This is a genomic window from Verrucomicrobiota bacterium (assembly GCA_016871535.1).
Taxonomy (GTDB): Bacteria; Verrucomicrobiota; Verrucomicrobiia; order Limisphaerales; family SIBE01; genus VHCZ01.
On record VHCZ01000144.1, the window covers coordinates 1 to 16,147 of the forward strand.

General features: G+C 60.4%; 11 protein-coding genes. 6 read left to right on the forward strand and 5 right to left on the reverse strand.

The annotated features are described in order from the left end of the window. Positions 1 to 28: 28 nt before the first annotated feature. On the reverse strand, positions 29 to 853 hold the full coding sequence (gene fdhD, locus FJ398_17490) for a formate dehydrogenase accessory sulfurtransferase FdhD (GenBank protein ID MBM3839723.1): 825 nt from the start codon (positions 851 to 853) through the stop codon (positions 29 to 31). A 145-nt stretch (positions 854 to 998) separates the two neighbouring features. Then, entirely contained in the window at positions 999 to 3,275 is a 2,277-nt protein-coding gene (locus FJ398_17495) for an FdhF/YdeP family oxidoreductase (protein MBM3839724.1), read from the reverse strand. 161 nt (positions 3,276 to 3,436) lie between these two features. Here FJ398_17495 and FJ398_17500 point away from each other — a divergent pair, with 161 nt between their 5' ends. After that, a complete protein-coding gene (locus FJ398_17500) occupies positions 3,437 to 4,081 on the forward strand; it encodes a hypothetical protein (GenBank protein ID MBM3839725.1) in 645 nt (214 codons plus the stop codon). A gap of 65 nt (positions 4,082 to 4,146) precedes the next feature. Here FJ398_17500 and FJ398_17505 read toward each other — a convergent pair whose 3' ends face one another. Together FJ398_17505 and FJ398_17510 are read right to left on the reverse strand one after the other, a co-directional pair. Further along, positions 4,147 to 4,977: a prepilin-type N-terminal cleavage/methylation domain-containing protein gene (locus FJ398_17505; GenBank protein ID MBM3839726.1), complete on the reverse strand. Its 831-nt coding sequence runs from the start codon at positions 4,975 to 4,977 to the stop codon at positions 4,147 to 4,149. Positions 4,978 to 5,119: 142 nt separating this feature from the next. Further along, the gene (locus FJ398_17510) at positions 5,120 to 9,052 is read right to left on the reverse strand and encodes a hypothetical protein (GenBank protein ID MBM3839727.1); all 3,933 of its coding nucleotides are present in this window, start codon (positions 9,050 to 9,052) and stop codon (positions 5,120 to 5,122) included. A gap of 195 nt (positions 9,053 to 9,247) precedes the next feature. Here FJ398_17510 and FJ398_17515 point away from each other — a divergent pair, with 195 nt between their 5' ends. The 5 genes from FJ398_17515 to FJ398_17535 all read left to right on the forward strand — a co-directional run bounded on the left by FJ398_17515 (position 9,248) and on the right by FJ398_17535 (position 14,533). Further along, a complete protein-coding gene (locus tag FJ398_17515; protein ID MBM3839728.1) occupies positions 9,248 to 9,955 on the forward strand; it encodes a nucleotidyl transferase AbiEii/AbiGii toxin family protein in 708 nt (235 codons plus the stop codon). Beyond that, positions 9,952 to 10,215: a hypothetical protein gene (locus FJ398_17520; GenBank protein ID MBM3839729.1), complete on the forward strand. Its 264-nt coding sequence runs from the start codon at positions 9,952 to 9,954 to the stop codon at positions 10,213 to 10,215. The genes FJ398_17515 and FJ398_17520 overlap by 4 nt, the downstream gene beginning before the upstream one ends. Before the next feature lie 376 nt (positions 10,216 to 10,591). Continuing rightward, a complete protein-coding gene (locus FJ398_17525; GenBank protein ID MBM3839730.1) occupies positions 10,592 to 11,413 on the forward strand; it encodes a flagellin in 822 nt (273 codons plus the stop codon). Between the two features lie 951 nt (positions 11,414 to 12,364). Beyond that, positions 12,365 to 13,834 (forward strand): HAMP domain-containing histidine kinase, encoded by a 1,470-nt coding sequence (locus FJ398_17530; GenBank protein MBM3839731.1) that lies wholly within the window; start codon positions 12,365 to 12,367, stop codon positions 13,832 to 13,834. A 126-nt stretch (positions 13,835 to 13,960) separates the two neighbouring features. Beyond that, on the forward strand, positions 13,961 to 14,533 hold the full coding sequence (locus tag FJ398_17535) for an HD domain-containing protein (GenBank protein MBM3839732.1): 573 nt from the start codon (positions 13,961 to 13,963) through the stop codon (positions 14,531 to 14,533). A gap of 716 nt (positions 14,534 to 15,249) precedes the next feature. Here the strand turns inward: FJ398_17535 and FJ398_17540 are convergent. Beyond that, the coding region (locus tag FJ398_17540; protein MBM3839733.1) for a bile acid:sodium symporter family protein at positions 15,250 to 16,147 on the reverse strand (898 nt) is incomplete at its 5' end.

Here is a 16,147-nt window from a genome sequence, read left to right on the forward strand (position 1 = left end):
AGTTCTCATGTTAGCCGCATGAATTCCGTCATCTGATGCGCTCGGAACGCGAATAGACGTTTAAGTTCTTTCCCCGGAGAAATCCGATGAGCGTCTGGCCGCTTTCCTGGGCAAACTCCACCGCCAGACTGGAAGGAGCGGAAACGGCGGCCACGATCGGGATCCGGGCCGCCAGGGCCTTCTGCATGATTTCAAACGACGCGCGTCCGCTGACCAGCAGTATGTGCGAGTCGAACGGCAAATGGCCGTTGAGGCAGCCGGCGCCCACGACCTTATCCACGGCATTATGCCGTCCTATGTCCTCGCGCAGTCCGATCAGCATGCCCTGGCGGTCGAAAATCCCGGCGGCGTGCAGTCCGCCGGTTTGCCGAAAGGTCTCCTGCGCGGCCCGCAGACGATCGGGCAATTGGCACAAGATCGCGGCGGCGACGCTGATCTCGCTTCGCACAGGCGGGAAATGCTGGTGGACGGATTCGATCGAGGTTTTGCCGCACACGCCGCAACTGGAGGTTGCCGACACGTGCCGGGTCAACCGCCCGAAATCCACTTCCACAGTGGGAGCCAGAAATACGTTCAGAACGTTGCGTTTGGCGGCTGCTTCCCCCTGCACGCAATGCGCCACTTCGAGGACCTCCTCGCGCGTCTTGATGATGCCTTCGGTGAGCAAGAATCCGACGGCGAGTTCCTCGTCTTCACCGGGCGTGCGCATCGTGACAGTCACTCGCTGCCCGCGCACGCGGATTTCGAGCGGTTCTTCCCGGGCCACGGCGTCGGATTTCTCGACCGGTTTGCGGCCCGCCTCAACGCTCCAAAGTTGGACGGGCGCAGTTGCGTCGTCTTGGGATGAGTGCATGCGACTGGAAGTGCTCACGGGATCAGACGTGGAGCGATCTCGGACGCGGACGCGGTTTTATCTGTGAGATCCGTGACACGTCCGACTCGGCTCGCTGGGGACAGGCTCGCCCTACCTCCGACATTCGGTTCCAAGGGCAGGTCGATCATGGACTCAATCGCTCGATACTGACGCAGGCGTTGTAATCCGGCACCCCACCGAGCGCGTCCGTCAGGCCGCGCTTGATCAAAACGTTCCCTTCCGGCCAATGAATCTGAAGGTTGCCTCGCGCAATCGGAGCCAGGAAAACGCGGCCTTCAAAACGCCCAAGATCGTTGATCAAAGCGATCCGGTCGGCGTTTTTGCAGCGCAAGGCGGCTGCATCCTCTGGGTTCATGAACACCGCATCACGCGCAGCGCCCGTGATGGGATCGATTTCGTCGTAGAGAAGCGAGTTGAACTGTTTGCCGCGGCGTGTCGAGACCAAGAATTGGCGATTGGCGATTGGCGATTGGCCATCAAATTCTCTGTCAGGCGAGGAACTCGGCGGATGAATTGAGGATGGAGGCAACGGGACCACGCGGAAGTGTGCTTTGCCGTCCGAGGTCGCGAACTTTCCATCCGCGCAAAGATGCGGGCCGCCGTACTGAATCGCGTCGCCGGTCTTCTTCAGGTTCTGCACGCCATCATAAGTGGGGACGATTCTCGCAATTTCCTCCCGCATCGCCTGGCCGGTTTCGCAACCCAAGAGATGCGCGCGCTCCGGATAAGCCGCGGCGGCGATGTCGCGCAAGATTTGCCATTCGGCCCGGGCTTCTCCGACCTGACGCGGGATTTCCGGGCTGAAGATGATGCGGCGTTCGGTGGTGGTTTCGGTGCCGCCGCCGTCTTGTTCGTAGCGAGTCTTTGCCGGAAGCAGAATCACGTCCTCTTTTGCGTCCAGGAACATCTGATCCGTGAGAATAATGTCTTGATGGACGCGCAAGGGCACATTCGACATCGCTTTGGCCACGTAGTCGGGTTCGGGCAACGTCCGGAGAAAATTGCCTCCAAGACAAAATAGCAAATCCAGTCCGCCACGGGCGGAGGTTTCGACCATCTCCGTGGCGGTGAGGCCAATCCAATCCGGGATTGGAAAACCGTAGAGCGTGGAGAGCGTCGCAGCATTGGCGGCGTTGATGGGTTTGCCCCCGGGAAAGACCGTGGCGTACGCGCCCATCTCGGCGCCGCCCTGGACGCTGGAATGGCCGCGGATCGGCACGATCCCGCATTTGTCCCGTCCGACATAGCCGCGCGCCAATCCCAGATTCAAAATCATGGAGACCGCGTCGCCGCCGAAGGCATGCTGCGTGATCCCCATGCTCCAGACAAAAACCGCGTTTTTCGCGTCGCGGATGAGATGCGCGAATTCCTCCATGCTGCGCCAGTTAAGGCCGGAAGATTTCTCGAGCGTCGCCCAATCCAAAGCTTGCACTTGTTGTTTGAGCGCCTCGATGCCTTCCGTGTGTTTCTCGATGAAACTGCCGTCCACCCAATTGTGCGCGAGGAGAATCTTCAACGTCCCGTAAAGAAAAGCGATGTCACCACCTGTCGTAACGGGAAACCAATAATCCATGAGATCGGTGCCAAAGAGCGCGCTCTTCGTCGTGGAGGGCACCCAGTAACGTTCCATGCCTGGTTCCCGGTACGGATTGACCGCAACGATCTTGGTCCCGAGGCGTTTGGCTTCGTGAAGATATTTGGTGGTGACCGGTTGATCGTTGGCCGGATTGGCGCCGAAGAAAACAATGAGATCGGTTCCATACCAGTCCTTGTAACTGCACGTGCTGGCGGCGACGCCGAGCGCGTACTTCATCGCGCCCGTGGACGGCGAATGGCAGAGCCGTGCCGCGTTATCGACATTGTTTGTGCCCAGGAAACGCGCGACTTTTTGCGCCATGTAATAAACTTCGTTGGTCACGCCCCGGGAGGTGACGTAGAAGGCGATGCGCCGGGGATGGCTCGCGCGAATGCGGTTGGCGATGCGCTCAATGGCTTCGTCCCAAGATACGCGGCGAAAACCTCCCGCCCCGCGCTCGCGAAGCATCGGATAGGGCAGGCGGCCCAACTCGCGAAGTTGCGCGTTGTCCAGGGATTTCAGGTTCGAGAGATCGGACAACAACCGGGGATCGAGCGCGGGCATGGTATTCAACCGCAGCAAATTCAGCCGCGTCATGCAGAGATGGACCCCTTGGATCGTCCAATCGTGGAAACCGGCGACGCCCAGCGCGCAGCCGTCGCACACGCCCTGACTCAGGACTTTCCAGGCGTAGCCGAGATTATCGCGGTTCTTCCAGACGACCTTGGCCATGTCGCGGAAATGGCGGGGTTTGGTCTGGCCAAGGCCGAAGGGAATGGCTGAGATCAGTTTCTGTTTCCAGGTTTTCTCGATCCGGTGCGCCATGGCGTGAGTGTAACACGATCCTCACTGCATTCGGAAGCGCAGAACGAGGGAACGCAGGAACGCAGCAAGTCTCATTTGGCGTTTACACGGTCCGGAATCCAGCCTCGACGTGGACTTGCCGTCGCGGATATTTTCGCATGACCTGCCTCTGAAATCCGTCAATGGCAGCGGAGGTTGCCGGCTGGATTGGTGGCTCGCGCCCAGGAGGCCGTCTCCCTCGCCTTGGCAATCCGGATTGGGACCAGAAACCTCACCTGATCGAAGACACCGCCCGGCGCAAACCTCTCGGCATCGCGCCGCACGGTTCTTTAGCCGATCGGCTGTATCGCGAAAAGAAATTCGACATCTTGACCGGACTGCTCAAGCGTATGCGCGACACGGGCGTCCTGGTCGGCCTTTCCGCGCACAACCCGGCCCTCGTCGAGTTGGCCGAAGAAAAGGGCTGGGACGTGGACTACTACATGTGTTGCCTTTACTACCGCACCCGCAACCGGGAGGAATATGTCAAACTGCTCGGCCCGGACCTGCCGCTGGGCGGAATTTACCTGCCTTCCGATCCGCCGCGGATGTTCAAGGTTGTCCAGCAAACCCGCAAGCCCTGTCTGGTGTACAAAGTCCTCACCGCCGGGTGGCGCATCGGAAATCCCGCGGAAGTTCGCCGGTGCTTGGCAACCGCGCTGAGCAATATCAAACCCGGAGACGCGTTGATCGTGGGGATGTACCAGGAGTTTGGCGATCAAGTCGGTGAGAACGCGGCCATCGTGCGGGAGATCTGCGCAGCGCGGCGCAAGGTGCGACAGCCTTGAATCGGTGAATCGGACGCGAAGGGGTTCTTGGTACTGACAACGCACTTCCACGCCTGAGCCGAGTTCTATCGGTGCGGTTCGTTATCCCTATTCCATCGGCGAAGGGACGCGTCGTCGCGATCCAAAAACAGCCTCCGGAACGTTAAGGGCTCGATGTGGCCGTCGCAAAACGCAACGTTGCCCTTGCTCTGATGCCGCGCCGCGGCTTGTGTGACCGCATGCACGACGCCAACACCGCGAGCTCCGGATGATTCCTGTCGATTCAACCCACCAGAGGACTCCATCACCGTATCCACGGGGAAATCGCTGCGACTAGATCTCGGCAAGAGGGCGAAGTTATCCCCAAGGGCTATCATGTCGGCCGGAACGCGCACCTCGTTTTCTCTCAAGGAACGGTACTCGCTTCCGTTCGCTCCTCCTCCGAGGCCAAGGCTCTTGCGCAAAGGCGGAGCTTCGGAGCCAATGTAGCCGTAACCATTGTAACCATAGGAGGTGAAACCGCTGACGGACACTGCTGGACCACCTGTGCTGGGAGGATAAACACGAGTCGGGCACCGCTTTATGCCTTGCTCTTCGTGTCCTTGGGCCATTCCACCAGTGTATCTCATTAGTCCAGCGGATGTCCCAACCAGATTTGTCAACACGTAAGGATTCGAGGGATATGTGCTGTAGTCGTTAACATATAGAGTCAATTGGAGACCCAATTGGCGCACATTGCTTCTGCATTTGATCGAATTAACCTTTGCTTTGGCTCGTTGCAGTGCAGGCAAGAGCATCCCGGCTAAGATGGCGATAATCGCAATAACGACGAGCAGCTCGATCAGGGTGAAACCAGATTTCCAGATGGCCGTCGGAGTTAACAGTCGTCCAGCACGCGAAATCCGCCGTGTTCGCATAGAATCACCAGGACAACATTAGCCTTAGAAACCCAATCAGCGGCCTGGTAGCTCGCCGTCGAAATCGCGATAAGAAGGGGAACGATTCCAAAGAGATGCAAGACGTTCTCCAGTGCATAGCGAGAAACTGCGTCTGTTCCGCTCACATCCGCACCGCGCGGTAGAAACGCGCGGGTTGGCCGGCGGCAATCGGATCGGTGAAAGTAGCGCTTCCGCCCGCGGCCGCGATCGTCACGGTCGTCAACGCGGACCAATTCCTGAGGTCCGCGGAAACCTCGATGCGATACGACGCCCCCGGCCCGCCCGTCAGGCTGAAATTCAAACTCGCGCCCACTTTCGCCACGGTGAGCTGCGGGGCATCCCCTGGCTCAGTGATGGTATGGATTTGGTTGATGGCGACGTTCCGGAGTTCTTGCGTTCTCCCAGACGGCCATTCGATTCTCAGGACGTCGATGCGCTCCGCGTCACCGAGGCCAAAATGAGCCTCGAGCGGCTGAGAGTTTCCATAGCCATCGCCACCGGTGATCTCCCGGAGCTGCGTTACGTTCGCGCCACCGATGCGGGCCTGTGCTCGAATCTTCGCTCCGATTCCCGCGCGATTGGCTTTGGTGCCGGCGAGTCTGAACTTTGCCCAGCGGTTGTTGTTTCCATTATTTCGGAAAAGCGTGTTGGGCACATCCAGCACATGCCCGCCGTTGGCGAGAAACAGGTCCAGGAACCCGTCATTATCGAAGTCGGCAAAACTGCACTGGAAAGTGGCGCCTTCGACGGGCACGACCTGAGAATCGAACACGAAGGCAAACACGTCGTTTCCAAGGTTGCGATAGAGCGCGTTCCGGCCGCTGCCCGCCACAAAGATGTCCAGCCGTCCGTCATTGTCGTAGTCTCCCCACGTGGCGCCGAGTGAGGCGATGCCATTGGAAGCCAGAGCGGGAACGAACACCTCGGTGAACACGCCGTTGCCATCATTGTGATAGAGGGTGTTCGTCTCCACGTCGCTCGCGAGCAGCAGATCCTGCAATCCGTCGTTGTCGTAATCTCCCCACGCGGCGCCCACCGAGCCGCCCGTCGTGATGGTGCTTCGGGAGTCGGCCTCGAAATTGCCGTTGCCGAGATTGCGGAACAGGAAATTCTTGCCGTCGCCGGTCGCCACGACGAGATCGATCTTCCCGTCATTATCATAATCCGACCACGCCGCGCCCCGGGAATCGCCGCCCGTCTCGACGATTGCCCCGGTGGCCACGCGCGAAAAGGGCGCCTTGCCGAGATTGCGGTAGAGCGCATGGGGCAACCCTCGGGCGTTGGCAACGAATAGATCCACAAAACCGTCGGCATCATAATCCGCCCAGGCCGCGCCACCGAACCCGGCAAAGTCGGTCGCTTCCGTGCCTTCGCCGGCGCGGGTGAAGGTGCCGTCGCCGTTGTTGCGAAACAGGTCGTTCGCGTCGCCGTCGTTGTTGGCGGTGAAGAGGTCCAGGCTGCCGTCGTTGTCGAAATCAGCCCACACGGCGGAATGATGGTCGCTGGCATCGGTCGCCAGCGCGCCCTGAGTGACGCGCGTGAATCCGGCGGCGCCATCGTTGCGGAACAGGTAATTGGCCTTGCCGGTGGCCCCGCCGTTCCACGCCAGCAAATCGAGATCCCCGTCTTTGTCGTAGTCCGCCCAGGCGCTCCCGCGGGAGCCGCCGAGCTCGGAGACAGCGCCCGGCACGCGCGAGAAAGGATCGATAATCAACCGCGCCACGCGGCTGGTCAGTGACACTCCGGCGCTGGTGAGGATCGCGCTGTAATTGGCCGCATGCTCGCGTTGCACGGAATTGAGGGTCAGAATTTTGTTGGTCTCTCCGGCCAGGGGCTTGCCATCCCGCAGCCATTGAACCGAGATTCCTGACGGGCCGGTGAAGGTCACGTGAAGGATTCCTGATTCGCCCAGACCCGCGACCTGGTCTTTGGGGTTCGTTTTGATGGCGAAGGGCAGATCGCCGCCAGTTTCCGTCACGGTCAGGAATTGATCCGCCGGCACGCTTTTCATTTCATCGACCTTGCCGGACGGCCATTCGATGCGCACGGTCTCGGCCAGACGCGCTTCGCCCAGCCCGAAGTGCGCGATCAACTCACCTCCGTTGTGTCCGTTCCCATTGTTGATTTCGCGCATCTGCGTCCGGAGCGCGCCCCGGTAGGTGGCGGTGAGACGGACTTTCGCGCCAATGGCGGAGCGGTTGGAAGTCGTGCCGATCAGCCTGAACTTGAGCCAGTGATTGGTGTTGCCGTTGTTTCGGTAGAGGAAATTCTTCTCATCGCGGAGGTTTCCAACAAACAGGTCCAGGAACCCGTCGTTGTCAAAATCCGCCCAGCCGCAAGCGACGGAATGCCCGCCGTCATTGGCCGGGCTGCCCGTCTGAACGCGGTCAAAGTTCCCGTCGCCCCGATTGTGATACAGCGCGTTGTTTTCGCCGGTCTGTTCGCCGTTGGGAACGAAAAGGTCCAGGAAGCCGTCGTTGTCGTAATCGGCCCAAGCCGGGTACGCGGCATTGGACGCTGCGCCTTCCAACAAATCCGGCGGCATCCGCCGGAACGTGCCGTTGCCGTTGTTGCGGAAGAGTTGATTGCCCCGAGCGAGCGCATTACCTACGAACAAATCCAGGTTGCCGTCGTTGTCGAAATCGCCCCAGGCCGCGCCGCGGTTGCCGGCGTCCCCGCGTATCACGGTGGCATCGAGCACTTGCGAAAAATTGCCGTCGCCTTCATTGCGGAAGAAGAGATTCTGCTGGCTGAGGAAGTAATTCAAAAACAGGTCGGGTCGCCCGTCGTTGTTGTAATCCGCCCAGACGCCGGGGCGAAAGTTTCCACTGGGGATGGTCGTGATCAGGCCGCGCGTGATTTTGATGAACCGGCCATTGCCCAGATACTGGTGAAGGGAATTCTGACTCGAATCCCTCGCCGTTAACCACAAGTCAAGAAAACCATCCCCGTCGAAGTCCGCCCACGTGCCCGATTGCGTCTTGCCGCCTCGGGTGGTGAACGGCGTGTCCGTTACGCTGGCAAATGCGCCGTCGCCCAGGTTTCGGTGGAGCGCGTTGGTCTGGCCCAGGGCGCGAGCGACAAACAGGTCGAGGTTGCCGTCATTATCGTAATCGGCCCAGCTCGCGCCGAGGGAATTGTTGGTGGAGGTCACGAGATTTCCCGTCGTGATCTCGGAGAAGGTGCCGTCGCCGTTGTTCCTGAACAGTTGATTGCGCGCGCTTTGCAGCACGCTCCCGCGAACGACGTAGAGATCCATCCATCCGTCGTTGTTGTAATCTCCCAACGCGCAAGCCACGGAGATGCCGCCTTCCGCCACGATCGGTCCGGTCATGATCTTGGTGAAGGAGGGATCCACCGAGAGCACTGCCGGGGCGCTGGTGACGGAGCCGGACGAGTTACGGATGGTCACGGTATAGGTTCCGGCATGAGAAGCCTGAACGTTCGTAACGGTCAAGCTTTGGGCCGTCGCGCCGGAAAGGGCTGCTCCACCCTTCTGCCATTGGTAAGTGACCGGCAGAGAAGTCGGATCGATTTCCACGCGGAACGTCGCGTTCGCGCCGAGGCTCACGGAAGCGTTCGTCGGTTGGACCGCAATCACCGGTTGCGCAAACGCAGAGGCCACGCCCGCAAGCCAGATTAGGAAAACAGTCGTCGCGACCATGAACCTGCGGTGTCCCCAGGGAACTTCCGCGGTTCTCGGACCATGTTCTCGTCCCATGAACCAGGCAGGGTGAGTCCGTCCCGGCGAGCCGCTCGACGTGCCGGGAACACGTCCAACTCGGCTCGCTGGGGACAGGCTCGCCCTACCGTCGTCGGAGGCACGCAAGAGTCGTGGATCGCGTGCAGGCGCAGTGAGCGGAAAGGAGCGAGCTTTGACGCGCCAGCGTCTTGGAGTGCGGCAGTCCTCTGCCGCCTTTGGACCGACCTGGCGGATCGGAAGCGCCAGGAGACTGGCGCACTCCAAAGCCTGGCGGAACGGCGACCATTCTTGCGCAGAGTAGAGAAGCCGGAAGGAGGTCGTTGGCAAGAGGGGAGAGGTGTTAATATGCATGGTACGACGAGATGTTGCCCCACTCTTACCCGAATCACGCCGGAATCGGAAGCAGCTTTTTCGGCGCTCTCGACCGATCCGACCGATCACTGATCACTGAATACTGATTACCGGTCACCCTCCGCTCTAGGCAGGACGCTGCGCGCATTCCAATTTGGATTGGTTTTCGTCCCTGCGGCGCCTATTTTTCACCGCGTGGATGAGCCGCTGTTTTCTAAAGTCATCGAGCAAGCGCTGGCGCTGCAAGCACGGCTCCCGGAACTGAGGCTGATCGTCATCGGCGGAACCGCCGCCGCCGTGCATTGCGATCATCGGTTTTCGCTGGACGTGGATTGCGTCAGTCCATCGCTTGCGGAGCGTTTCGAGGACGCGGCGCAAAACCTCGAGTCCTGGGACGGTTGGACGACACTGCGCAGGAACCCTCCGAATTTCATTCTGGGCCAACGCTGCGGCATCGAGCTCGGCGTGCGCCAGAGCCGGCGCGACGTGCCGATCCAAACCGCCTGCGTCCAGGGCCTGTCCGTCCCGACCGTCCGGGAGATGATTCGGATCAAAGCGTTCTTGATGACGGAGCGCCGCGCCACGCGCGATTACGTGGATTTCGTCGCGCTGGCCTCGAAGCTGGATCAAGATTCCACGTTGAATGCGCTCGGGTATTTGAATTGCACTTACGGCGTCGGCGCCGGAGGACAAACGCCTGCGACCCGTTTCGCCGAGGCTTGCGAGATTCAGCCGCTGGATTTGCCGGCGGTGCCGTTGGGATCGTATCGCGGTCTGCGCTCGCCGTACACGCATTGGAGTTTCGACGCCGAGATTTGCCGGCGTTTCGGGCGGCTCTTGATCAAACGCGAACTGAACCATCAACTTCCCGGTGCGTTGGACGCGGGGTTTTTTGAATCATGAATCCGGACCGAAGCACCGAGGGCTTCACGCCGCTGACGTATCTCAACCTCATCCAGCGCGGCGGGACGGAAGATTGGAGACGACTGTATCGCCTCTGCCACGATCCGGGGATTGCCCGGCAAGTCGCGGCCATGCTACCGTTGCGCGACCCGGATTTGCTGGCTTCGGCTCGGGTCTGGAAATTTCTGCTGGAGGATTTGCATCCGGAACTGAACCTCTCGATCGAGATCAGGGAAACTCGGCGGTCCATCGGAGTTTAGACCCAGCCATGTCTTCCCATGAGCGGTAGGGGCGCATTCCACTGCGTCCCCAATCAACCCTGGAAGCGGAGGGCTGGCCAGGGAAGCCACAGTGGAACTCCCGAGGTTTCCGGTTTTCTCGTCCTTCGCCCTCGCTTCAACCAACGCGCTGGGGATATCAGGGACGCGGTGGAACGCGTCCTTACCTTTTTACCTTCTGTTCAGAATCCGGACTTTATTGCTGTACGACCTAAAGTTTCTTCGGGGACTGCCGATAGTACCGGTACCTGGCATCAGATTAGGGGTGGGAGGTCAGGCTGGAGAACCAACCGTGGAGGTTGGTTCCGACGACACGGATGTCGTTGTAGCAGGAACAAAAGACAAACGGATTTGTCTTATGCCTCTCGTGATCAACACAAATGTGTCCGCAACGCATTCTGCGCGTTTGCTGGACGTATCGGCGGCGCGGCTCGCCAAGTCGCTCGCGCGGCTCTCTTCCGGATCACGCCTGGTTTCCCCCGAAGATGACGCCGCGGGCCTGGCTCAATCCATCAAATTCGACGCGCAGATCAACCGCAACGTCGCCGCGAACAGCAACATTCAGAACGCGGTCTCGTTCAGCCAGACCCAGGACGGGTTCCTCCAGAAAGTTCAGAAATCCCTGGATAGGATGAGCGAATTGTCGGTCCTGGCCCAAGACGCCACCAAGACCAACTCCGATCTCTCCAACTACCAGTCTGAATTCACGCAGTTGCAGAGTTACGTCAGCGACATCACGGGCAAGCAGTTTAACGGCGTGAGCTTGTTTGACGCTTCGGGGCTGAGCATCACCCTCGACAGCGACGCGGTGACCTTCGGCGTGAACGCCGCCAATCTGACCGGAGCGACCTCCACCGGGGTGCTCAACGCTTACAGCGGCATTTCGATCTCGACTTCGACGGCAGCGTACTCGGCCTTGAACCAAATCAAGACCGCCATCCAGGCGTTGGCGAACATGCGGGCGTTGGTGGGTGCAAATATCCAGCGGTTGAATCTGACCAGCGAGCAATTGACCATTCTGAATCAGAACTTGTCCGCCGCGAACAGCCGGATCAAGGACGTCGACGTAGCGGATGAGAGCACGGAGTTTGCGAAACAGAACATTCTGGTGCAATCCGGCACCGCTATGCTCGCCCAGGCCAACGCCGTCCCCATCGCCGCCCTGCAATTGCTCGGATAACCTTCTGAGGAGACCGCAGGATAGGCGACACTTTCTTCCCCCTCACCCCGGCCCTCTCCCTTGGGGAGAGGGAGAATCGTTCGCCGCACTCCAACAAGCTGAGAGCGTGTCCGAAAATTCCGCGGGGTCCTGTTCTCGCGCCAAAGGCCGGATGGCGAGGCGCAGCGAAGGAGAATATCCTCCCTGGATCTTCGACTGAGGAGCAACGAAGCCAGGCGGCCTTTGGCGCGAAAACCCTCCGGGCGGCGGGTCTTTTGTCCGTGGCCTGCGTTGGCTCGGTCCTTACAGCCCGCGTTGGGGATGCTCGGACCTCGCCGCCTTGGCCACAGCCAAAATCCCTCGCCGCAGGACCCCGCGCAATTTTCGGACACGCTCTGAGCGTGGCGGATCGGTCGATACGCCGGCGCAGGATTCCCTCTCCCTGAGCGAGAGGGCCAGGGTGAGGGGGAACGCGGCGTCCAATAACCAAGCGCTGTAGCTTATCCCACGGACTGCACAGTTCGTCGGATTGCTGAAGGTAGGGCGAGCCCGTCTCGGCGAGCCGCTCCACGCGCTTGGAACACGTCCGGATCGGCTCGCTGAGGACAGACTCGCCCTACCTTCAGTTCAGGGAAGCGTCCTTGGTCTGATTGCCATGCCCTCGTCCATGAACCAGGTAGGGCGAGTGGCCAGCGATTCTCATTTTGCGACTCTGGGAGCGCCGGCGTCCCCGCCGGCGTGTTGGGTTGCTGAAAGATAACGGGAATTCGCCGACAAGGATGTCGGCGCTCCCGGCAGAAAATGAGAATGGCTACTCTCCGCCTTCCTGCCCTTGCACGAAAGGCCGCTTGCCTGTTGAATGCTCCCCAGTCTGATCCGAGTTTGTTTCTGGGTTGGTTCAGGTTAAGTTCCGGCATGGCATAGACCCCGCCGGCTGGTCCCGGAGTTGCTGATTATGGCATTAACGTAACTGTGAGTGCACTCAAAGAACAGAGCGGCCACGGCTTGTTCGCCGCGCGCACGGCTCCAGCCGTCGTCATTGTGCTCACCCTGGCGATCCTGGGCAGCACGATCTTCCTCGCGAGCCGATTCTTCCGGCAGAGCATCCGGGAACACATCATCCGCCGGGACGCCAGGCTTCTTTACTCCCTTTGGCTGGAGCAGGCCTTCAAAGATCCCCTGGACGAAGAGTTGATGGCGTTGGCGGAAACAACAGCCGGCCAACTCGAAGCCGTTCTGGAACTCACCCGGCTTTCTCCGTTGAGCGGTTACCTGGGCACCCGGCTTTTCGACACGAATGGAAATTTTGAGACGGCGCTTCCCCCGAATGTCTCCGAGGCGCAATTGACGCAGAAAGACCTGAATGAACTGAGAAACTTCAAACCCGTCAGCCGCTTTCTTCCTTCCGTGCGTCTGCCCGACTTTTCGCCTGCGGTGCCCGGCGACGACCCGCGAACCACACGGCCCTTGTTGGAGATCATGGTTCCGCTGCATTCGAAGGGCGAACCGCGCCTTCAAGGTATCGCGCAGTTTCTATTGGAAGGAGAAAGCCTGGCCGACGAACTCGCCGCGCTGGACCGGACCTTGTTCGCGCAAGTGCTCATGGCCACCGTGGGCAGCAGCCTTGTCGTGGGGATCGTCCTGGGCCTGGCGTTCCACCAATTGCAGAGAGTCAACCGGTTGCTCGTCGAACGGACCACCAATCTGCTTAAAGCAAATCAGGAGCTGACCTGGGCCGCCAAAGCGTCCGCGATTGGCGCCGTCACGTCTCACCTCATCCACGGTCTGAAGAATCCGTTGTCGGGCCTGCAGCATTTCATGGTGAACCGGAAGGCCGAATCGCGGCCCGCCAGCGACACGGAATGGCAATTGGCCGTCTCCACCGCCCGGCGCATGCAAAGCCTCGTCAACGAGGTCGTCCGCATCCTCCGGGAGCAAAACGACACGGCGCGTTACGAGATCACGCTGGATGAACTCGTGCAGATGATCGCGGGCAAGGTGACGCCTCTGGCCGAGCAAGCCGGAGTCCGCTTTCAAACGCGGCTGAACGCGGAAGGCACGCTGGCCAACCGCGACCCCAACCTGATTTTTCTGATTCTCGAAAACCTCATCCAGAACGCCATCCAGGCCACGCCGAAGGGCAAGGCGGTCACGTTCAGCCTGGAATCCGAAAACGGGGAAGTCTTTTGCGAAGTCCGGGACGAAGGACCGGGCCTCTCCGAGAGCCTCAAAGACAATCTGTTCAAGCCCTGCCAATCGACCAAGGAACAAGGAAGCGGCATTGGCCTGGCGATCAGCAAGCAGTTGGCGAATCACATCGGGGCCGTCCTGGACCTCAAATGCTCGACTCCTGAGGGCTGCGTGTTCGCGCTGGGGATCCCCATGAAACTCCTCACCGCCCGGACGGATGAACTTCGCGCCAGCGTCGCGGATTGCCGATGAAACGTATTCCCTTCAGTGAAGGTGGGGCGAGGCTCCTGCCGGGCTGCCGAGCCTATGCCATCGAAGGAAAACCTCGGCAGGAGCCTCGCTCCACCGGGGTTAATTGAGGGCTTCCCGATGAAACTCATCTTCTCCGAGCGGTTCGAGGCCGCTTTGGTCTACGCCAACCAGATTCATGCCGGTCAGGTGCGCCGAAAGACGGGTATGCCCTACATCGCGCATTTGCTCGGCGTCACCGGCATCGTGCTCGAACATGGCGGCACGGAGGAGGAAGCCATCGGCGCGCTCCTTCACGATGCCGTGGAGGATGCCGGCGGGCCCGGACGGCTGGAAGATATTTGCGGGCGTTTCGGCGCCAAAGTGGCCGAGATCGTCCACGGTTGCACCGACTCGGACGCGATGCCGCGCCCGCCGTGGCGCGAGCGGAAAACGGCTTACCTGGAGCATTTGCCGCAGGCGAGCGATTCCGTCCGGCTCGTTTCCGCGGCGGACAAATTGCACAACGCCCGGGCCCTGCTTCGGACGTATCGAAAGATCGGCGAAACCGTTTTCGAGCGTTACAGCGGCGGCAAAGCCGGGACGCTTTGGTACTATCGGGCGCTGGTCAATGCGTTCCAGGCCGCGGGGCCGCGTTCGATCGCGGAAGAACTGGACCGAGTCGTGGCGGAGATCGAAACGCTGAAACGGGATCAGGGGTGATCTGAGTTCTGCATTTGTCCCTCCTCGGCTGACTTCTGGATGAGCGTCTCAGTTTCCATGCGGTTTGAGTTCATGGAGTCTATTTCGTATCTTGGCTGCGCTGTCCCGGCTGTGGGGCAGCTTGGTCGTTTGGCGGCGTTGAATCGCTGGTCCTCGCCCGTACTGCTTGGTCCGCGGGATGGACGACAAAGCTCGTAGCGCAGAGTTGCACTCTGCCGTATCGGAGAATTGTATTCTGCGGGGCGTCTCCCAGTCCGAGCACGCTGGGACTTGCCGGCGTCCTGCCGATTGGAAATCGGCGATACAGCAGATTGAAAATCTGCGCTACGGTTCTCCGGTCGATCTGTCGTCAATCCCACGGTCTGCACAGTATGCTGCAACGCTGAAAGTCAAAGTGATTCTTGAGCAAGGCGAGGACGGTTATTTTGTCGCGTACTGTCCCGCGCTCAGGGTTTGTGCTGCATTACAGCGGCTGGGATTATGACGAGATTGATCGGCACACTTTGCGAGGATCTCTCCGGGACGCAGACATTGATGAGGAGGGCTTTCTTGAGCAGATCAGGTGATGACTTCGTTCCGTTCGATGGGCCGCGGAGATTCAAGAGTTCTTGTTCCGCTCGCCCCACGGCGACGGGCCGGGCCGGTGCGCTTGATCGTTCGGGGACCGCCTGTGAGTCGCCGAGTCTCGGAAAAAGCAGCAGCAGGTAGCAGCAGGTTCAACGTTCGATGTTCGACATTGAAGGAGCGCCGGGGTTCGCTTCGCGTGAGGATTCACGCGCCGGCCTTAGCCGCCAGATCCCGGCGAGGAAACTCCCGATGATCGAATGAAAGGTCGCGGAGATCGCGCACGGCACCGCCGTCAACGGATCCGCGAAATGTTTCTGAGCGAGCACGACCCCCAGTCCTGAATTCTGCATTCCGACCTCGATGGAAATCGTGCGGCAGACGATGGGATCGTAGCCGAACAGCTTCGCGAAGGCGTAACCCAGCGCGAATCCTCCCGCGTGCAGGAGAAACACCGCCAGCAACAGTTGCCCGCCCGACTGTTTCACCGCGGCCGCGCTCTGGCCCACAATGCTCGCGCAGATCATCACAATCGTCACCACGGAGATCAGCGGCGCGACGGGAAGAATGGCATTCACCACGCGGGGCGCGCCGTGATGCAATCCCAGCCCGATCAGGAGTGGCAGAAGGACGACCTGCACCGTGCTGCGGAAAAGTCCCCACGCATCGACGGGCACATAGGTCCCGGCCAGCCCTTTCGTCAAAAGGGGCGTCATGAGGATCGCGCCCAACGTGGAACACATCGTCATCAGGACCGACAACGCCACGTGGCCTTTGGCGAGGTAGGTGACGACGTTCGACGCCGTTCCGCCCGGACAGCACGCCACCAGAATCAGGCCGACGGCAAAGGGCGCCGGGAGCCTGGTCACGCGGGCGATCGCCCAGCCCAGGAACGGCATGATCGCGTATTGGGCGATGTAGCCGACGGCGATGGCGCGCGGCATTTTCAAGACAGCGTTGAAATCATCGACGCTGAGCGTGATCCCCATGCCGAGCATGATGACGGCGAGGCCCCAGACGATGGCCTGGCCGGTGAACCAGGTAAACAAC

What these genes read in the sequence shown, in the direction of transcription:
- fdhD (MBM3839723.1), bottom strand. Translation starts at nt 853, where the DNA reads ATGCACTCATCCCAAGACGACGCAACTGCGCCCGTCCAACTTTGGAGC.
- FJ398_17495 (MBM3839724.1), bottom strand. Translation starts at nt 3,275, where the DNA reads ATGGCGCACCGGATCGAGAAAACCTGGAAACAGAAACTGATCTCAGCC.
- FJ398_17500 (MBM3839725.1), top strand. Translation starts at nt 3,437, where the DNA reads ATGGCAGCGGAGGTTGCCGGCTGGATTGGTGGCTCGCGCCCAGGAGGC.
- FJ398_17505 (MBM3839726.1), bottom strand. Translation starts at nt 4,977, where the DNA reads ATGCGAACACGGCGGATTTCGCGTGCTGGACGACTGTTAACTCCGACG.
- FJ398_17510 (MBM3839727.1), bottom strand. Translation starts at nt 9,052, where the DNA reads ATGCATATTAACACCTCTCCCCTCTTGCCAACGACCTCCTTCCGGCTT.
- FJ398_17520 (MBM3839729.1), top strand. Translation starts at nt 9,952, where the DNA reads ATGAATCCGGACCGAAGCACCGAGGGCTTCACGCCGCTGACGTATCTC.
- FJ398_17525 (MBM3839730.1), top strand. Translation starts at nt 10,592, where the DNA reads ATGCCTCTCGTGATCAACACAAATGTGTCCGCAACGCATTCTGCGCGT.